Origin of the sequence: Oceanobacillus kapialis (assembly GCF_044790185.1) — a bacterium.
GTDB lineage: Bacteria > Bacillota > Bacilli > Bacillales > Amphibacillaceae > Oceanobacillus_B > Oceanobacillus_B kapialis.
In genome coordinates this window covers 189,483-206,941 of the sequence record NZ_CP085256.1, presented here as the reverse complement: position 1 = coordinate 206,941, position 17,459 = coordinate 189,483, and the positions used below count along the sequence as shown (strand labels likewise).

At 43.5% G+C, this 17,459-nt stretch carries 15 protein-coding genes, 10 tRNA genes and 3 rRNA genes; 6 read left to right on the top strand and 22 right to left on the bottom strand.

Annotated features, from left to right (window positions below; genetic code table 11):
• Positions 1-173: 173 nt before the first annotated feature.
• The 6 genes from LG273_RS01215 to LG273_RS01190 all read right to left on the bottom strand — a co-directional run bounded on the left by LG273_RS01215 (position 174) and on the right by LG273_RS01190 (position 1,340).
• Positions 174-249 (bottom strand) — tRNA-Lys (locus LG273_RS01215).
• Between the two features lie 513 nt (positions 250-762).
• Positions 763-837 (bottom strand) — tRNA-Gln (locus tag LG273_RS01210).
• Positions 838-848: 11 nt separating this feature from the next.
• Positions 849-933 (bottom strand) — tRNA-Tyr (locus tag LG273_RS01205).
• 44 nt (positions 934-977) lie between these two features.
• Positions 978-1,053, bottom strand: a tRNA-Thr gene (locus tag LG273_RS01200).
• 117 nt (positions 1,054-1,170) lie between these two features.
• Positions 1,171-1,246: transfer RNA gene (locus LG273_RS01195), tRNA-Val, on the bottom strand.
• Between the two features lie 19 nt (positions 1,247-1,265).
• Positions 1,266-1,340: transfer RNA gene (locus LG273_RS01190), tRNA-Glu, on the bottom strand.
• A 333-nt stretch (positions 1,341-1,673) separates the two neighbouring features.
• On the opposite strand from LG273_RS01190, the gene fabI reads away from it, so the two are divergent.
• Positions 1,674-2,450 carry an enoyl-ACP reductase FabI gene (gene fabI, locus LG273_RS01185; RefSeq protein WP_379563736.1) on the top strand — a complete coding sequence of 259 codons (777 nt, stop codon included), beginning with the start codon at positions 1,674-1,676 and terminating at the stop codon, positions 2,448-2,450.
• Positions 2,451-2,523: 73 nt separating this feature from the next.
• On the top strand, positions 2,524-3,279 hold the full coding sequence (locus tag LG273_RS01180) for a TIGR02206 family membrane protein (RefSeq protein WP_404457126.1): 756 nt from the start codon (positions 2,524-2,526) through the stop codon (positions 3,277-3,279).
• Here LG273_RS01180 and LG273_RS01175 read toward each other — a convergent pair.
• The 6 genes from LG273_RS01175 to LG273_RS01150 all read right to left on the bottom strand — a co-directional run bounded on the left by LG273_RS01175 (position 3,262) and on the right by LG273_RS01150 (position 5,856).
• Positions 3,262-3,510, bottom strand: coding sequence for an atypical membrane-integrating protein (Mistic protein) (locus LG273_RS01175; RefSeq protein ID WP_404457125.1), 249 nt, complete (start codon positions 3,508-3,510; stop codon positions 3,262-3,264). The genes LG273_RS01180 and LG273_RS01175 overlap by 18 nt on opposite strands.
• Positions 3,511-3,722: 212 nt before the next feature.
• Positions 3,723-4,505, bottom strand: a complete 783-nt coding sequence (locus LG273_RS01170) for an N-acetylmuramoyl-L-alanine amidase (RefSeq protein WP_404457123.1) — start codon at positions 4,503-4,505, stop codon at positions 3,723-3,725.
• Positions 4,506-4,570: 65 nt separating this feature from the next.
• Positions 4,571-4,804 (bottom strand): phage holin, encoded by a 234-nt coding sequence (locus tag LG273_RS01165; RefSeq protein WP_404457121.1) that lies wholly within the window; start codon positions 4,802-4,804, stop codon positions 4,571-4,573.
• Between the two features lie 14 nt (positions 4,805-4,818).
• Positions 4,819-5,109 (bottom strand): hypothetical protein, encoded by a 291-nt coding sequence (locus LG273_RS01160; RefSeq protein WP_404457119.1) that lies wholly within the window; start codon positions 5,107-5,109, stop codon positions 4,819-4,821.
• A 170-nt stretch (positions 5,110-5,279) separates the two neighbouring features.
• Positions 5,280-5,696 (bottom strand): DNA-binding response regulator, encoded by a 417-nt coding sequence (locus LG273_RS01155; protein ID WP_379563747.1) that lies wholly within the window; start codon positions 5,694-5,696, stop codon positions 5,280-5,282.
• Complete coding sequence (locus tag LG273_RS01150) at positions 5,677-5,856, bottom strand: hypothetical protein (RefSeq protein WP_379563749.1); 180 nt, start codon at positions 5,854-5,856, stop codon at positions 5,677-5,679. The genes LG273_RS01155 and LG273_RS01150 overlap by 20 nt, the downstream gene beginning before the upstream one ends.
• 169 nt (positions 5,857-6,025) lie before the next feature.
• Between LG273_RS01150 and LG273_RS01145 the strand changes: the two genes are divergently transcribed.
• Both LG273_RS01145 and LG273_RS01140 read left to right on the top strand, forming a co-directional pair.
• Positions 6,026-6,367 carry a helix-turn-helix domain-containing protein gene (locus LG273_RS01145; RefSeq protein ID WP_379563751.1) on the top strand — a complete coding sequence of 114 codons (342 nt, stop codon included), beginning with the start codon at positions 6,026-6,028 and terminating at the stop codon, positions 6,365-6,367.
• 159 nt (positions 6,368-6,526) lie between these two features.
• On the top strand, positions 6,527-6,940 hold the full coding sequence (locus LG273_RS01140; RefSeq protein WP_404457116.1) for an ImmA/IrrE family metallo-endopeptidase: 414 nt from the start codon (positions 6,527-6,529) through the stop codon (positions 6,938-6,940).
• Between the two features lie 298 nt (positions 6,941-7,238).
• Here the strand turns inward: LG273_RS01140 and LG273_RS01135 are convergent.
• The 8 genes from LG273_RS01135 to LG273_RS01100 all read right to left on the bottom strand — a co-directional run bounded on the left by LG273_RS01135 (position 7,239) and on the right by LG273_RS01100 (position 13,594).
• Positions 7,239-7,311, bottom strand: a tRNA-Thr gene (locus tag LG273_RS01135).
• 11 nt (positions 7,312-7,322) lie between these two features.
• Positions 7,323-7,397, bottom strand: a tRNA-Asn gene (locus tag LG273_RS01130).
• A gap of 77 nt (positions 7,398-7,474) precedes the next feature.
• Positions 7,475-7,590: ribosomal RNA gene (gene rrf, locus LG273_RS01125) — 5S ribosomal RNA — on the bottom strand.
• A gap of 65 nt (positions 7,591-7,655) precedes the next feature.
• A 23S ribosomal RNA gene (locus LG273_RS01120) occupies positions 7,656-10,574 on the bottom strand.
• A 237-nt stretch (positions 10,575-10,811) separates the two neighbouring features.
• A tRNA-Ala gene (locus LG273_RS01115) sits at positions 10,812-10,884 on the bottom strand.
• Between the two features lie 22 nt (positions 10,885-10,906).
• Positions 10,907-10,983, bottom strand: a tRNA-Ile gene (locus tag LG273_RS01110).
• A 263-nt stretch (positions 10,984-11,246) separates the two neighbouring features.
• Positions 11,247-12,810, bottom strand: a 16S ribosomal RNA gene (locus LG273_RS01105).
• Together the 16S, 23S and 5S rRNA genes with 4 tRNA genes alongside form the textbook arrangement of a ribosomal RNA operon.
• A gap of 562 nt (positions 12,811-13,372) precedes the next feature.
• Positions 13,373-13,594, bottom strand: a complete 222-nt coding sequence (locus LG273_RS01100; protein ID WP_379560310.1) for a hypothetical protein — start codon at positions 13,592-13,594, stop codon at positions 13,373-13,375.
• A 295-nt stretch (positions 13,595-13,889) separates the two neighbouring features.
• Between LG273_RS01100 and pdaB the strand changes: the two genes are divergently transcribed.
• The gene (gene pdaB, locus LG273_RS01095) at positions 13,890-14,648 is read left to right on the top strand and encodes a polysaccharide deacetylase family sporulation protein PdaB (RefSeq protein ID WP_379560311.1); all 759 of its coding nucleotides are present in this window, start codon (positions 13,890-13,892) and stop codon (positions 14,646-14,648) included.
• Between the two features lie 65 nt (positions 14,649-14,713).
• On the opposite strand, the gene LG273_RS01090 is transcribed toward pdaB, so the two are convergent.
• Positions 14,714-15,343 (bottom strand): KinB-signaling pathway activation protein, encoded by a 630-nt coding sequence (locus tag LG273_RS01090; RefSeq protein WP_379560312.1) that lies wholly within the window; start codon positions 15,341-15,343, stop codon positions 14,714-14,716.
• Positions 15,344-15,611: 268 nt separating this feature from the next.
• Here LG273_RS01090 and gerD point away from each other — a divergent pair, with 268 nt between their 5' ends.
• The gene (gene gerD / locus LG273_RS01085; protein ID WP_379560313.1) at positions 15,612-16,256 is read left to right on the top strand and encodes a spore germination lipoprotein GerD; all 645 of its coding nucleotides are present in this window, start codon (positions 15,612-15,614) and stop codon (positions 16,254-16,256) included.
• Positions 16,257-16,355: 99 nt separating this feature from the next.
• Here gerD and LG273_RS01080 read toward each other — a convergent pair whose 3' ends face one another.
• Complete coding sequence (locus tag LG273_RS01080; RefSeq protein ID WP_379560314.1) at positions 16,356-17,414, bottom strand: P-loop NTPase; 1,059 nt, start codon at positions 17,412-17,414, stop codon at positions 16,356-16,358.
• Between the last annotated feature and the right edge of the window lie 45 nt (positions 17,415-17,459).

The following is a 17,459-nucleotide window of genomic DNA, read 5'->3' as shown; positions in this document are numbered from 1 at the left end:
GTATTAAATCTAATTTATTATAACACGTTTAGCATCCAGATTCCTTAAATAAAATTACTGTAACTATTATGTTAAAAAAAGGGGTAAAATGCAAATAAACAAGGTTGTTTAACAATCAAAACCACCCTGTTTATCTATTCTATCTATATTCACGTTATTCATTATTAATGAAATGGTGAGCCATGAAGGATTCGAACCTTCGACCCTCTGATTAAAAGTCAGATGCTCTACCAACTGAGCTAATGGCTCATGCTTAATATGTGTACTTGCATTTTAGAGAACGTTCATCAAGTGGACCCCTGCTTCTTCTAGCTTATTCTAAGATGTTTGATGCATCGGGGTTACTCGTAGCTTATTCGGTAGAAGCTTTGCTCGTTGCTCTACCAACTGAGCTAATGGCTCGAGATGTTTAAAAGCTTCCTTATTTTTAAGTGAAGCGTAATCTCTGTGTGCTCGTCGTGTTGCAAGTGATTTCGGTGGAGCGGCACTCCTCGCAGGCCTGCACATGGTAGCATACTCGGTGATGCTTGCGGCTTGCTCTACCAACTGAGCTAATGGCTCATGCTCAATATGTTTACTTGCATTTTAGAGAACGTTCATCAAGTGGACCCCTGCTTCTTCTAGCTTATTCTAAGATGTTTGATGCATCGGGGTTACTCGTAGCTTATTCGGTAGAAGCTTTGCTAATGGCTAATGCTGTTTGATAAGCTTTCTTATTTCCAAGTGAAATTTTATGTAAAAAAGCCCTGAAAATAAAAAAAGTGGCTGGGCTACCAGGATTCGAACCTGGGATACACGGGATCAAAACCCGATGCCTTACCGCTTGGCTATAGCCCAACAATGTAAAATGGTGGAGGGGGGCAGATTCGAACTGCCGAACCCTGAGGGAGCGGATTTACAGTCCGCCGCGTTTAGCCACTTCGCTACCCCTCCGTATTGTTAACTATAAACGTATTAATATACATAAAAAATAAAAATGGTGCCGGCCAGAGGACTTGAACCCCCAACCTACTGATTACAAGTCAGTTGCTCTACCAATTGAGCTAGGCCGGCTTAAAAAAAATTAGTTAGTATATGTTAGTTATTGCGTTCATCTAGTATGCTCGTCGTGTTGCAAGTCTATTCGGTGAAATAAACGGCTTGCTCTACCGATTGAGCCAGCGAGATAAATGGTGGAGGATGCAGGGCTCGAACCTGCGACCCCCTGCTTGTAAGGCAGGTGCTCTCCCAGCTGAGCTAATCCTCCACAAAACATTATAATTAGTTGGTGACCCGTACGGGATTCGAACCCGTGTTACCGCCGTGAAAGGGCGGTGTCTTAACCGCTTGACCAACGGGCCATAAAGGCAAAAAATAAGGATTGTCTAAAGAGATTTCTACAATTTGTGACATATCTCTCAAGCCAACGAATTTTATTATAATCGTTTCTTAAAACTTTGTAAAGAGGAAAATACATTTTTTTTATCTTTTTTTATCCTTAACGTAAAGCACTATTAAAAAAGCCTTCATGTCGGTCTTTGTATCCAAAAAAGAAATATTTAAAAGCAGAAGCATGTCTCATATAGAAGATGGAATAGCATAGAATGAGATCGGGTTCTCCCCTAGACCATACTTTCTAATTATTATTCATTTGGGTTATAATATAGAGGATCATTTTAATGGAGGTATTTTTCATGTCTAAATTATTGCAAGGCAAGAATGTAGTTGTCATGGGTGTTGCCAGTGAACGAAGCATTGCCTGGGGCATAACAAAATCATTACATAATGCAGGGGCAAACCTGATCTTTACAAACAGACAGGAACGTTCCTATCAAAAACTTACAAAGCTATTAGAGAAAAATGAAATAGAGGCTAAACTAATCGTATCATGTGATGTAGCAAGTGATGAGAGTATTACTAATGCATTTGATGAGATTAAAGAAAAAGTCGGTGTTATTCACGGTGTGGTTCATTCTGTGGCGTTTGCTAATCGCGATGAACTAAAAGGCGAGTATGCAGACACTTCACGTGATGGTTTCTTACTAGCACAAGAAATTAGTGCTTTCTCTTTAGTAGCCGTAACGAAAGCTGCTAAACCGTTAATGACAGAAGGAGGAAGCATTGTTACCCAAACCTACCTTGGTGCAGAACGAGTGATTCAAAATTATAACGTGATGGGTGTGGCGAAGGCTTCTCTAGAAGCGAGCATGCGTTATTTAGCAGAAGATGTTGGTAAATATGGTATCCGTGTTAACGCAGTTTCAGCGGGTCCAATTCGTACTCTATCCGCCAAAGGTGTTGGAGGGTTTAATGAGAAGCTCGGTATTATTGAAGAAAAAGCACCTTTACGACGAAACGTTGACCAAGACCAAGTAGGAGATGCGACTTTATTTTTCCTTAGTGACTTGGCTAGAGGTGTTACAGGAGAGGTTATGCACGTTGACTCCGGTTACCATATTATCGGAGGTTAATTAGATATCAATAAAAGAAGGCGCTTCTTTGTCACCAAGCAAAAAGCGTCTTTACCTTTAGGGGGAGATATACATGTTTGATGATTTCTTTTCTCTAGACGGTCGTGCGTTCTTACCATTCGGGACTTCCCATGTTGTCATGATAATCATTTATGGTGTTGGTCTTGTTCTGCTTATTATTTTTAGTACGTTAAAAAAGAGATCCTTCTATCCTAAAACATATAATCTAATAAGGTGGTTTCTCTTCTTTTGGTTGGTTACCTCTGAGGTTAGCTATCAAGCTTGGACTATAGCAACAGGCATCTGGAGTTTAAGCGAACATATCCCCTTACATTTATGTGGTATCGCAAGTATTACAGTCGCGTTAGCTCTTTTACTTCAAAATAAATTACTCGGCTACCTCTCTTTTTATATCGGGTTTATCCCCCCATTATTAGCCCTGATTACTCCTGAGTTACCCTATGACTACTCGCATTTTCGGTATTGGAAATTTTTCGTTCACCACATCGTTATCTCTTGGGCAAGCTTATTTGTCATTTTGACTAGTTCTTCCACACTAACCTATCTATCCGTGCTAAGGAGCTTCGGAATACTACTCATTTATGCAGCATTTATTGGTTTTTTTGTAAATCCAGTTATAAATGCCAATTATCTATTTCTCAGAGAAACGCCTTTAGCTAATACTCCTTTAGACTATTTTGGAACTGGAGTACTTTATTATGTAAATTTATGCCTTGTGGCACTTATTGTATTTTCTGTTCAATGGGCTGCCATTCACTTTTTAAAAAAGCGCCAGGAATTTGCTAAGCCCTTACGAAGGATCGGTTAACTCTAACCAAGACAGCATTTCCGCAACAACCTTATTTATTCTTTGTTCGATAATTTCATCACCATACTTCTCTTTCGCCTTATTAATGCTTTTCATGATTTCTTCATTAAAACTAATCACAGGGTTATCTTTTTCAAGCTCATTAAACAGCTCGATCATGGCCTCGTTTCCTTCTTGAATTCGGTCGATCGCATCACTATATTTCTGATAATCTTTTTCGTTAGCTTTCATTTTTTCATCACCTCTTTTTAGCATAACCAAATCGGAGGAAATTCATTTAAATAGGGAGGGGACTAGCCCCTCCTACAAAGTGAAACTTCATTTGGCGAGGGGTTAACTTTCTCCCCCATCAAATTTTAATTGAACGAAACGGGCCTTTACTGGCAGTTGATCATGCTTAATTGCTTCCCGCATGATCTTACTGCCAGTTAAGGCGAGATAAATTATTTTGTATAGTATCTTACATAATTCGGATTTGCTGTGATATACAAACCACTTTTAATTTGGTACATATACCCTCCGTCAACTGGGAACCTGTCCCGAATAACGGTAAAAACTTCCCCTTTATTTACTACAACTGCACGATCATTCCAATCAGCCGTGTTATACGTCCATAATGAGTCTGTCACGATTTCTACATAGCCTTGGCCAGTACCTCCCCCGCCATCCTTCCTTTGCAAACCAAAGTAAGAAGCAATTGAGTCGGCTAACGCTTTTCCGGTATTCTCCATCACAGCGTCATTACGCATTTTCACAATATCAATGGTAGAATCCATAAATCCACCTTCAATAAGGATGGCAGGCATTTGAGATTCACGTAACATATGAAAGTTTGCCGTTTTGATACCACGATCTCGAAGTCCCATTGCTGTGACAATACTAGGGTGGATAGCTCTTGCGAGGGTGTTTCCAGAACTAGACCCAGGATAATGGTACGTCTCTGTACCTGTCCACGTCCCCCACTGCCCAGTATTTGCATTGTGGTGATAGGATACTAAAATATCCGCATTCGCATTGTTTGCTGCATTTGTCCTTGTTGTTAAAGGAATATCGGTATTTCCGGTAGGGTCATCCAATCTTACAACATTGGCATTCTCATAGCCTCCGAGATAGTTTATTGCTGCAGAAACTACCTTATTGTTAAAACTCCACTCTCTTTCCCCTGCCGGCGTTCTCTTTCCCGGTGTGTTCAATCCATGTCCTGCTCCAATTGCAATAATAGCCATAATAAATCTCCTCCTTAATAATTTATATTAGAAAAACGGCTTGCCCGTGTGGACTAGCCGTTTGACTATTTTGTTAGATTATATTTTTCTAGTACTAACTTTTGTCGCTCACCTGTTACGGTAAGGTAGTTATTTTTGAACCAAGCCCAAACAGAGACGGAGAAACACAACAGATATGCTATCGTTTGTTCTTCTAACACAGGTAAAGGCTGTAGGTTGTAGTGGGTAAGCAGTACATTGATCCATGTTATGGCAAGGGCTATGGTTCGTACTACCGTTCCTCTATCTATTTTGACCAACCTCCTTTCACGTCTCATATACCAATTGTCAACAGAAAAAATAGAATTTGAGATACAAATGCTCCAATCAGCGATATTAGGGCGATACCCAGTTGCCTGGAGCTAGTCTGGATGGATTTAATCTTTTTGTCGTTTTCAGTGGAACGATAGTTTGCTTCTTCTGCCATTTTCTTTGTTTGGCCGAGTGTGTCTTTAACATCCCTTAACTGATCAATTCGTCCATTTAACTCAGCCAATGACACCTTCACTTCCGTTAGCACCACCATAAACTCCTTTACATGATCCTCATCCCTTGAATTTGGCATTCCTAACCTCCCTTCCAATATGAAATAACGCCCTAACTAAAAACGCCTTTACATAGCGAGATGCAGTGTAAAGACGTTTACAAGGACGATAGTTTTGCGTCATTTCGGACAGGAACATTTGTTCTATTTCTGTTAATCACATTATACATTTCCTCAGGGATCCTTGTCATCTACTGAGCAGAGTGTGCAAAGTGTGAAATCTTACGGACAATTTCATCCTTGATGTGATAGACCTGTCTTCTTGAAAGACCCATATGCTCGCTTATGGCACTGATCGCCATTCCATCTAATAGACATTCTAAGATAACTTTCTCCTTTGGCTCCTCAATTGCATCCATTCTTTCCTGAATATATAAAACTTTTTTCTCCAATTTGATTATCCAGCCACTTTTCTTCTCCCTCCGTAAAATTTCCTGTCCTACAGGATCACTTACAGAACCTTTTGCTTTAGGGAGAGTTGATTCAATACCAGAAGAAGCAACAAGCTTTAATCCTATCTCATTATCCAGCATATCTCTTTGCCTCTTTATTTCTTTAATCATCCAGTGATAGTCCTTCAGAGCACGCTCAATCTGTTTTTCGTTCATTGAATCCCGCCCCCTTTTCAAAAAGGTATTGTGCATACGTACTTCTTGTAACTGGAGAGAGAGCACCAGTACGTTTATCTTTCCTTCCGTCACTTATTAACCATGTAACAGTCTCTATTTTTTCTTTTTCAGTAACTTTTCGCCAGCTAGAAACTCCCATTACAATCCCCCTCTTGAAATCTATAAGAATACATATATAGAACGTGTGTTCTTATAATATATTGCTAAAATAGAAATGTAAAGGGGACTATAGTGCTAAAATTGGAAATTTGTTTCCTTAATAGAAATCGTGGTATGATAAAGCTGTTACTAGAAAGGGTTGTTTCAGGGTGGATATTGGGAATAGAATAATTCAATTACGAGAAAGAAAGAACTGGAGCCAACGCGAACTCGCTAAACGTGTCTCATTAAATGTGAGTGTGATGAACCGAATTGAGTTAGGGGAAAGACCGGTTAAAGGCCATGAGCTTAGTCAGATCGCAACTATACTAGAAACAACGACAGACTATCTTGTTGGAAGGTCCGAGAACCCTTCCATGACTGAAAATGAAGAGTTTGAAGCGTTTCGCAATGACCCTTCCCTTGAAAGATGGTATAAGACATTACCAGAAAGCAGTGAAGAAGATTTACGACGGTTAAAGAGAATATGGGAAGCATTTAAAGAAGAGTAATATGATAGATCGTTGTTGGGTATAAGGTGTACTGAACTAAATGGTACACCTCCTTTTATAACCAACATGCGAACTTATATTCTCATATGAGGAGGTTTTACTCTGTTTTACACGAGAACTGAAACATTTATAAAAAACCTCTTGCTGCGATTTCATATAGTGAACCCTTCCGACTTAGGGGTAGAAAAAATAGCGGAGGCCCTTCAAATAAAGGTGCATCTATGGGAGTTTGGGAGTGAAGCAGTGTGTAAAAATGATAAGTATAAAATTTTCTTAAATGGTCAAAAAAATGAGATGATACAATGGCAAGAATTTGCCCACGAAGTGGCACATGTAATGTGGCATGTAGGCAGACAGGAGTTATTACCATTGAGCTTTTTTGAGTTACAGGAGTGGCAAGCAACCTACTTTGGGTACCACCTGTGTATTCCAACATTTATGGTAGAAGACTATACAAGAATTACCCCTTATAAGGTCATGGAACTTTTCAATGTAGAATACTCGTTTGCCTGTAAACGTATAGAGATGCTGAAAAATAAGGATGTATACTATGGAGGGGAGCTGCTTGATTAAAAGAGAATCGAACAAAAGCGCTGGGCGCCCGTTTTAAGGAAGGCTGACTAAGAACACCCCGTCCTGGAGCAACTGTCAGTAAAAGTCCGATTTGCTCAATTAACATTGGGTAGAAACACCCCTACCCAATGAAGTTTCGCTTTATCGTACGGAGGTGAGGGAAGTCGCGCTAGTCTCCGGGCGCAGGATCTGGACGTGGCCCGTTCAGTTACTACGTTATCCACAGTACACAAATTTTATAATCTCCTATGCAACAAAAAAGCCTTTACTCACGTGGAGTAAAGGCTTTTCCTATAAGAGCTTCCAAGCGGACTTGAACCGCTGACCCCTTCCTTACCATGGAAGTGCTCTACCTGCTGAGCTATGGAAGCAGACATAAAAATGGCTCCACAGGTAGGATTCGAACCTACGACCGATCGGTTAACAGCCGATTGCTCTACCACTGAGCTACTGTGGAATAATCTTTAAATATATTATAACAAACATAGTATGTACTTTAAAACCGATATTTATACAAAACCTATAAAAAAATAGGCCTGGCGGCGTCCTACTCTTGCAGGGGCAAAGCCCCAACTACCATCGGCGCTGGAGAACTTAACTTCTGTGTTCGGCATGGGAACAGGTGTGACCTCTCCGCTATTACTACCAGACCTATAGGTTTTATAATTTGTACCTTGAAAACTAAATAAGAGAAAACAACGAATCAAGAAAAAATTTAGTTAAGTCCTCGATCTATTAGTATCCGTCAGCTCCACGTGTCACCACGCTTCCACCTCGGACCTATCAACCTCATCGTCTCTGAGGGATCTTACTCACTCGAAGTGATGGGAAGTCTCATCTTGAGGGGGGCTTCATGCTTAGATGCTTTCAGCACTTATCCCTGCCACACGTAGCTACCCAGCTATGCTCCTGGCGGAACAACTGGTACACCAGCGGTGTGTCCATCCCGGTCCTCTCGTACTAAGGACAGCTCCTCTCAAACTTCCAACGCCCACGACGGATAGGGACCGAACTGTCTCACGACGTTCTGAACCCAGCTCGCGTACCGCTTTAATGGGCGAACAGCCCAACCCTTGGGACCGACTACAGCCCCAGGATGCGATGAGCCGACATCGAGGTGCCAAACCTCCCCGTCGATGTGAACTCTTGGGGGAGATAAGCCTGTTATCCCCGGGGTAGCTTTTATCCGTTGAGCGATGGCCCTTCCATGCGGAACCACCGGATCACTAAGCCCGACTTTCGTCCCTGCTCGACTTGTAGGTCTCGCAGTCAAGCTCCCTTGTGCCTTTACACTCTGCGAATGATTTCCAACCATTCTGAGGGAACCTTTGGGCGCCTCCGTTACCTTTTGGGAGGCGACCGCCCCAGTCAAACTGCCCGCCTGACACTGTCTCCGAACCGGATTACGGTCCTGGGTTAGAAGGTTCGTACAGCCAGGGTGGTATCCCACGGATGCCTCCACGTAAGCTAGCGCTCACGCTTCGAAGGCTCCCACCTATCCTGTACAAGCTGTACCAACATTCAATATCAGGCTACAGTAAAGCTCCACGGGGTCTTTCCGTCCTGTCGCGGGTAATGCGCATCTTCACGCATAGTATAATTTCACCGGGTCTCTCGTTGAGACAGTGCCCAAGTCGTTGCACCTTTCGTGCGGGTCGGAACTTACCCGACAAGGAATTTCGCTACCTTAGGACCGTTATAGTTACGGCCGCCGTTTACTGGGGCTTCGGTTCTACGCTTCGGCTTGCGCCTAACGCTTCCCCTTAACCTTCCAGCACCGGGCAGGTGTCAGCCCCTATACTTCGCCTTACGGCTTCGCAGAGACCTGTGTTTTTGCTAAACAGTCGCTTGGGCCTATTCACTGCGGCTCCTCCATAAAGGAGCACCCCTTCTCCCGAAGTTACGGGGTCATTTTGCCGAGTTCCTTAACGAGAGTTCTCCCGCTCACCTTAGGATTCTCTCCTCGCCTACCTGTGTCGGTTTGCGGTACGGGCACCTTTGAACTCACTAGAGGCTTTTCTTGGCAGTGTGAAATCTGGAACTTCGGTACTCAATTTCCCTCCCCATCACAGCTTGAACTTAAGTTGGACGGATTTGCCTATCCAACATTCTCACTGCTTGGGCGCACACATCCATCGGTGCGCATTCCATATCCTACTGCGTCCCCCCATTGCTCAAACATTCAAGAGGTGGTACAGGAATATCTACCTGTTGTCCATCGCCTACGCCTTTCGGCCTCGGCTTAGGTCCCGACTAACCCTGAGAGGACGAGCCTTCCTCAGGAAACCTTAGGCATTCGGTGAAAGAGATTCTCACTCTTTTTTCGCTACTCATACCGGCATTCTCACTTCTGTGCGCTCCACCAGTCCTCACGGTCTGACTTCACAGCACACAGAACGCTCTCCTACCATTGTTCGAAGAACAATCCGCAGCTTCGGTGATACGTTTAGCCCCGGTACATTTTCGGCGCAGAGTCACTCGACCAGTGAGCTATTACGCACTCTTTAAATGATGGCTGCTTCTAAGCCAACATCCTGGTTGTCTGGGCAACTCCACATCCTTTTCCACTTAACGTATACTTTGGGACCTTAGCTGGCGGTCTGGGCTGTTTCCCTTTCGACTATGAACCTTATCACCCATAGTCTGACTCCCAAGTCTAAGTATCTGGCATTCGGAGTTTGACTGAATTCGGTAACCCGATGAGGGCCCCTAGTCCAATCAGTGCTCTACCTCCAGTACTCGATGCTTGAGGCTAGCCCTAAAGCTATTTCGGAGAGAACCAGCTATCTCCGTGTTCGATTGGCATTTCACCCCTACCCACACCTCATCCCCGCATTTTTCAACATACGTGGGTTCGGGCCTCCAGTCAGTGTTACCTGACCTTCACCCTGGACATGGGTAGATCACACGGTTTCGGGTCTACGACCGCATACTATATCGCCCTATTCAGACTCGCTTTCGCTGCGGCTCCGTGTCTTCCACTTAACCTTGCATACGATCGTAACTCGCCGGTCCATTCTACAAAAGGTACGCCGTCACCCATTAACGGGCTTCGACTACTTGTAGGCACACGGTTTCAGGTTCTCTTTCACTCCCCTCCCGGGGTGCTTTTCACCTTTCCCTCACGGTACTGGTTCACTATCGGTCACTAGGGAGTATTTAGCCTTGGGAGATGGTCCTCCCGGATTCCGACGGAATTTCTCGTGTTCCGCCGTACTCAGGATACACTCCGGAGGAAACTCCTTTTCGATTACAGGGCTCTTACCTGCTATGGCTGATCGTTCCAGATCGATTCATCTAAAGAGTTTCTTTGTAACTCCGTGTGGAGTGTCCTACAACCCCAGAAAGCAAGCTTTCTGGTTTGGGCTAATTCCGTTTCGCTCGCCGCTACTTGGGAAATCGCATTTGCTTTCTCTTCCTCCGGGTACTGAGATGTTTCAGTTCCCCGGGTCTGCCTTCGTTACCCTATGTATTCAGATAACGATACTGCTCCATTACGAACAGTGGGTTCCCCCATTCGGAAATTCCCGGATCAATGTCTACTTACGACTCCCCGAGACATATCGGTGTTAGTCCCGTCCTTCATCGGCTCCTAGTGCCAAGGCATCCACCGTGCGCCCTTATTCACTTAACTAAGTTACAGTAAATAAGCGTGCTAATTTCTTAGCCTTGCATTACTAATCCAGCTTCAACAACTAGCGATTAGCGTGACTTCCTTCACCTTCGTACGATAAGTCAACATCGATTCCCTAACGGTCCTCGTGTTTCCTTTATCTCCTACGGCTCAGTCCAGTCCGTACATCGCTGAACAGTTGTTTCAGCTTTACATTTGATGTCGTTGTTACTCTTATTTAGTTTTCAAGGTACAAAATGGAGCCTAGCGGGATCGAACCGCTGACCTCCTGCGTGCAAGGCAGGCGCTCTCCCAGCTGAGCTAAGGCCCCGTATGAAATTTAAGAGAATAGATGGTGGGCCTGAGTGGACTCGAACCACCGACCTCACGCTTATCAGGCGTGCGCTCTAACCAGCTGAGCTACAGGCCCATCTATATTCATATTGAAAGAATATCACTCTCTCAAAACTGAACCAAACAACCATGTATGTCCTTACCGGAAGGCTCTCGCAAGAGAACCTTCGGCGTTCCGTTAGTCCAGCTACAGTGCTCAACGACTAGTAAACTTCCTTCACCTCCGTACGATAAGTCAACAACAATTCGCTACGCTCATTGTGTTTCCTTTATCTCCTTCGGTTCAGTCCAGTTTATACGTCGCTAATCGAGCCCTTTCGCCTTCTTAATTATCCTTAGAAAGGAGGTGATCCAGCCGCACCTTCCGATACGGCTACCTTGTTACGACTTCACCCCAATCATTGGTCCCACCTTCGGCGGCTGGCTCCAAAAGGTTACCTCACCGACTTCGGGTGTTACCAACTCTCGTGGTGTGACGGGCGGTGTGTACAAGGCCCGGGAACGTATTCACCGCGGCATGCTGATCCGCGATTACTAGCGATTCCGGCTTCATGCAGGCGAGTTGCAGCCTGCAATCCGAACTGAGAATGGTTTTATGGGATTTGCTTGACCTCGCGGTTTTGCTTCCCTTTGTTCCATCCATTGTAGCACGTGTGTAGCCCAGGTCATAAGGGGCATGATGATTTGACGTCATCCCCACCTTCCTCCGGTTTGTCACCGGCAGTCACCTTAGAGTGCCCAACTAAATGCTGGCAACTAAGATCAAGGGTTGCGCTCGTTGCGGGACTTAACCCAACATCTCACGACACGAGCTGACGACAACCATGCACCACCTGTCACTCTGTCCCCGAAGGGAACTTCCTATCTCTAGGAATAGCAGAGGATGTCAAGACCTGGTAAGGTTCTTCGCGTTGCTTCGAATTAAACCACATGCTCCACCGCTTGTGCGGGCCCCCGTCAATTCTTTTGAGTTTCAGCCTTGCGGCCGTACTCCCCAGGCGGAGTGCTTAATGCGTTAACTTCAGCACTAAGGGGCGGAAACCCCCTAACACCTAGCACTCATCGTTTACGGCGTGGACTACCAGGGTATCTAATCCTGTTCGCTCCCCACGCTTTCGCTCCTCAGCGTCAGTTACAGACCAGAGAGTCGCCTTCGCCACTGGTGTTCCTCCACATCTCTACGCATTTCACCGCTACACGTGGAATTCCACTCTCCTCTTCTGTACTCAAGTCCTCCAGTTTCCAATGACCGTTCGCGGTTGAGCCGCGAGATTTCACATCAGACTTAAAGGACCGCCTGCGAGCGCTTTACGCCCAATAATTCCGGACAACGCTTGCCCCCTACGTATTACCGCGGCTGCTGGCACGTAGTTAGCCGGGGCTTTCTGGTTAGGTACCGTCAAGGCCGGGTCAGTTACTACCCGACTTGTTCTTCCCTAACAACAGAGTTTTACGATCCGAAGACCTTCATCACTCACGCGGCGTTGCTCCGTCAGACTTTCGTCCATTGCGGAAGATTCCCTACTGCTGCCTCCCGTAGGAGTCTGGGCCGTGTCTCAGTCCCAGTGTGGCCGATCACCCTCTCAGGTCGGCTACGCATCGTCGCCTTGGTAAGCCGTTACCTTACCAACTAGCTAATGCGCCGCGGGCCCATCTGTAAGTGGCAGCCGAAGCCGCCTTTCAACTTCTCGTCATGCAACGAAAAGTGTTATCCGGTATTAGCCCCGGTTTCCCGGGGTTATCCCAGTCTTACAGGCAGGTTGCCCACGTGTTACTCACCCGTCCGCCGCTCATTCCACAAGCGTCACCCCCGAAGGGGATCTGCTTGCTTCCTGCGCTCGACTTGCATGTATTAGGCACGCCGCCAGCGTTCGTCCTGAGCCAAGATCAAACTCTCCAAAAAAGTTTGTATCATGTCGACACCAATCAACATGATGCGTCTTAGCTTCACAGAAGCTGACTTCTGCTTTGTATTTCTTCGAAAAACAGCAAGCTGTTTTTCCTTGACATACTGGTTGTTTTGTTCAGTTTTCAAAGAGCGATTTAATGTCTCTGTCGTTTTTTGCGACAAGATATAATTTATCATGTTTCCATGTTAATGTCAACATGTTTTTTAAATTATTTTTTTGAAAGTGTGTTGCGTGTTTCGTTGTTTATTGACAACAAAAAATAATATAGCATATATAAAACGGAAGATCAATAGGTAATTGCAATTTTTTTAGCTGCAACTTAAACGGCAGAATCTACACTCGATGTGATTTTTACATCTACAGTCTTTCAGGCGTGATATACAGGCGTTGATTATTCTTACAAATAAAGTGAAACTTCATTTGGTGGGAGTCCCTTTCTCCCCAACCAATTGTTAGTTGAACGAATCGGACCTTTACTGGCAGTAAATCTCCGGGGTCTTACTGCTAGTTCAGGCGGGATAACGATAAAACCGCCACATTCATGGCGGTTAACCTCTATTGATTCTCACTTCTCTTTGGCATGTACTTTAAAATTTCCTTTTCACTAGCTACCCTGCGAAACAGCTGAAAGAGAAGATGATACCTTTCACGCATAGAGCGTTTCACCATATGATCTATCCGATGATCTTCTAAATCTAATAATAATTCCTCTAACTCTCGTCTTAAAAGATATTCTACTTCTTTTTGTTCCATTTCATTAATTAGCAACCCTAACATGTATTCACCTCAAATTTCGTTATTCTTTTTCAAGTTTTCGTTTTTATCATGTGTTATGGTCGAGCGATTTTCTATAAAGCTTTATTATAAGTATTCGTGAAACATAGCGAATTTAGTCGGTATAAATAAGACTTTGTCATTCGCAACATGTGTCATAAGATTACTATTCCCACTTTTTCTCTCTTTTCATCCCTATTTCCCTATTCTTTCTTTTAAAAGGAACTTGAATAGTTCTAAAATGCGCTCTGCTCTGCATAGGATATGTGTAAGGACAAGTATATTGGAGGGAAAAAACTTGCAGCATTTTTATGTAATGAAGTTTAACAGGTGGAAACGCTGGTTGGTAATTGTACTATTCGCCTTGTTTACCGCTACATTTGTATGGTTTGAGCGCGATGGCACCTTTTCAGTATTTTCCAGTAATGCACCACAGGCATTAACAAAGGGAAATGCAGAAGAAACAAATATTGCACTAACCTTTAATATTAGTTGGGGAGAGGAAAAGGTATATGACATTCTAAAACAATTAGAGGACAAGCAAGTGCAAGCAACCTTCTTTGTCAGCGGAGAATGGGCGGAAAGACATCCGGACATATTAAAAGAAATTACAGAGGGAAAACATGAATTAGGAATGCTCGGTTACCGTTATAAAAGTTATTTAAAGATGGAAACAGAACAAATTAGAAATGATCTACGTAAAGCGGAAGAGACATTTAACAAATTAGGGTATGAGAATATTAGCCTTCTGAGACCTCCAAGCGGTCAATTTAATAAAGATACATTAAAGTTGGCAGAAGACATGGGCTTTACAGTAGTACACTGGAATGTTAACTCCAATGATTGGAACAATCCGGGGACAGATAATATCATTGATAACATTATGAAGCATACAGAGAACGGCGATATCCTTCTTATGCATGCCTCCGACTCTGCTAAGCAGACTGCTGGAGCACTTGAGAAAATATTACCTGGGTTAAAGAATAAAGGCTTTTCTTTTATTCCAATTAGCGAGCTTCAAAGCCAAGCCCATGCTGAATCAAAAATCGTGGAATAACTCAAAACCGATAAAAAAACCTGCTCTGGAAAATTCCTTAGCAGGTTTATTATGTATCCATGTATTTATTTTTTCTTCCCCTTTGCTTTCCCTGAGGCTTCAACAGGCTTACTTGGGTTTATGCGATGTAAGGTCAGCAATTGATATGTATTACAAACTAATAACGTCACAATCATTAAAAGGGCATAATCTGTTCCTTCTGTATTGAGACCCGGGATCCATTCTAGTGTCGTGATGACCACCATTAAAAACAAGGCGGGAATGAAGGCTCGTTTATTCGTTTCATTCGCCTTTATTCGTGCCACAAACCAGCCATAACCGAGTATTGCAGCAGCCATCAACATAAACCAGAACACAGAAACTTCACCATCCGTAGCCTGGTAAGGGAAATAAACCAGATCAAACACCACAAATGCAATTAGGAGAACTTGTACGGTCGGCCAATACCCTCGGAATAATCCTAAACCAAGGCGATTAATAAACAAATAAGCAAAAAAACCAGTTTGGCTAATGACACTAAACACCAGTCCTAATCCTACAAAAAAGATAAGTAGTCCAATTAATTCCATAAAATCAAATGGAGCAAGGTAGTTGCTATAGTCCTCCGATTTCACGAAAAAACTTGTTAATAACCCTGCCGCACCTCCCAAAAGTAGCGTTTTCATAAAGAAGTTCACCAATTTTCTACTATTCAAAACAACTTCCTCCCACTATGTATGTTAAAAAGGTGCTTAGCACCCATATAAAACGAAACATTAGAAAAGCGTAGAATTTACGCTGAAAACGTCGAGTAGACAGCTACACGTATTTCCATACTTCCTTACCCTGTTACAAAATACATGTTATTTTACGCAAATGCTTACATGAGTAGTTTATCATGGTGGGAGACATTTTTCCTTAACCAAGCGCATATTTTTCTTTTTCGACACTCATATTAAAGATGTAAGGGAAGGAGGATTTCCAATGAATCGATTCTTATTTACACTTTTCGTCATAACTGCCTTCTTCATTACTGGATGCAGTGGAGGAAATGCCTCCGGTGAAGAAGGGGATTATGAAGCAACTAAAAAAATGGTTGTCGATATACTACAAACCGAGGATGGCAAAAAAGCACTCGGTGAAATAATGGCTGATGAAAAAATGAAGCAAGAGCTTGTTATCCAATCAGATGTTGTTAAAAAGTCTATAAACGAGGCGTTGGTTTCTGAAAAAGGTGCTGAAATGTGGTCCACCTTATTTAAAGATCCCAAGTTTGTAGAAGGATATGCAAAATCAATGGAAGAAGAGCAAAAAAAGTTAATGAAAAGCTTAATGAATGACTCTGATTATCAAAAACAAATGCTAGAGCTCATGCAAAACCCCGAAATTACGGAGCAAATGCTCAGCACCTTAAAAGGGCAGCAATTCCGCTCTCATCTTGAAGAGACTATTCAGCAAACATTGGAAACCCCTACCTTTCAGGCAAAAATGCAAGATATTCTCTTAAAAGCAGCCGAAAAGCAGGGTAGTGGGCAGCAACAACAAGGCGGAGAACAATCCCAGCAGGAAAGTGGCGGGGGCGGCGGTGGTGGCGACCAATCTGGTGGTGGCGGTGGTGGATCATCTTAATGAGATCACTGCCTCTCTTTATACCTCATAATACCGCCATAAAAGCAAAAAACAGAGCGGATGCTACAAGCACTCGCTCTGTTTCAAGTTAGGCCTAGGTTAGTCTTCCATTTTCGCAACTACCTTAGAGGCAATCTTATGATATTCCTGACCTAGTGGATGGTCTTGCTGATAGATAGAAGGTGCAAAGACATCTTCTTCCTCATATGGCTGCTGAAGTGGTAGCTGGCCGAGCACCTTGGTGTTCAATGCTTCTGCAAGCTTCTTACCGCCACCTTGTCCAAAGACATACTCTTTCTCACCCGTTTTTTTACTTTCAAAATAAGCCATGTTTTCCACAACACCTAGAATTTCATGATCGGTTTTCAAAGCCATTTGACCTGCACGCGCTGCGACAAAGGCTGCAGTTGGATGTGGAGTTGTTACAATTACTTCTTTACAGGTCGGCAATAAGGAGTGCACATCCATAGCGATATCTCCAGTGCCTGGAGGTAAATCAAGTAGAAGATAGTCTAAGTCTCCCCACTCTACTTCCTTGAAAAAGCTGTTCAACATTTTTCCAAGCATTGGGCCACGCCAAATAATTGGCGAATTGTCCTCAACGAAAAAGCCCATTGATACGACTTTTACGCCAAATCGCTCTACAGGAATAATTTTCTCTGCACGTACTACTGGCCGCTCCTCAATTCCCATCATGTCGGGTACGCTAAAGCCATAAATATCTGCATCGATAATCCCAACTTTTTTACCAAGACGCATCAGAGAAATAGCAAGGTTTACCGTAACGGTTGATTTTCCAACTCCGCCTTTACCACTTGCCACCGCGATAAATTTCGTATCGGTGTTCCCGCCCATAAGCGATGCCTCTTTTTCTTTATCAACAGAAGTCTGGTATTTCTTAATTACTTCTGCTGGCAGTTGTTCGAAACGCAGGCCAACAGTAGCTGCTCCATTCTTTTTCAAGATCCCTACAATTTCTTGCTGTAGTTGCATTTGCTCAGCGGTATTTGTTTTACCGATGGCGATTTTCACACTAACGTGGTTCTTTTCTTCTTTTATGCTGACTTCTTTGATCCCTTCTGTTTCTTCGAGCGATCTATGTAAAAATGGGTCCTTAACAGGATTTAGCAATTGGATTATTTCATCTTTTGTCAACAAATTCTGTCACCATCCTTTTTCCGGCTATTGTGTCTTAAAGCACTT

Excerpts from the sequence above, each read along its gene's own strand:
- fabI (WP_379563736.1), top strand. The coding sequence starts at position 1,674 with ATGTCTAAATTATTGCAAGGCAAGAATGTAGTTGTCATGGGTGTTGCC.
- LG273_RS01180 (WP_404457126.1), top strand. The coding sequence starts at position 2,524 with ATGTTTGATGATTTCTTTTCTCTAGACGGTCGTGCGTTCTTACCATTC.
- LG273_RS01175 (WP_404457125.1), bottom strand. The coding sequence starts at position 3,510 with ATGAAAGCTAACGAAAAAGATTATCAGAAATATAGTGATGCGATCGAC.
- LG273_RS01170 (WP_404457123.1), bottom strand. The coding sequence starts at position 4,505 with ATGGCTATTATTGCAATTGGAGCAGGACATGGATTGAACACACCGGGA.
- LG273_RS01160 (WP_404457119.1), bottom strand. The coding sequence starts at position 5,109 with ATGCCAAATTCAAGGGATGAGGATCATGTAAAGGAGTTTATGGTGGTG.
- LG273_RS01155 (WP_379563747.1), bottom strand. The coding sequence starts at position 5,696 with ATGAACGAAAAACAGATTGAGCGTGCTCTGAAGGACTATCACTGGATG.
- LG273_RS01150 (WP_379563749.1), bottom strand. The coding sequence starts at position 5,856 with ATGGGAGTTTCTAGCTGGCGAAAAGTTACTGAAAAAGAAAAAATAGAG.
- LG273_RS01100 (WP_379560310.1), bottom strand. The coding sequence starts at position 13,594 with ATGTTAGGGTTGCTAATTAATGAAATGGAACAAAAAGAAGTAGAATAT.
- gerD (WP_379560313.1), top strand. The coding sequence starts at position 15,612 with ATGAATCGATTCTTATTTACACTTTTCGTCATAACTGCCTTCTTCATT.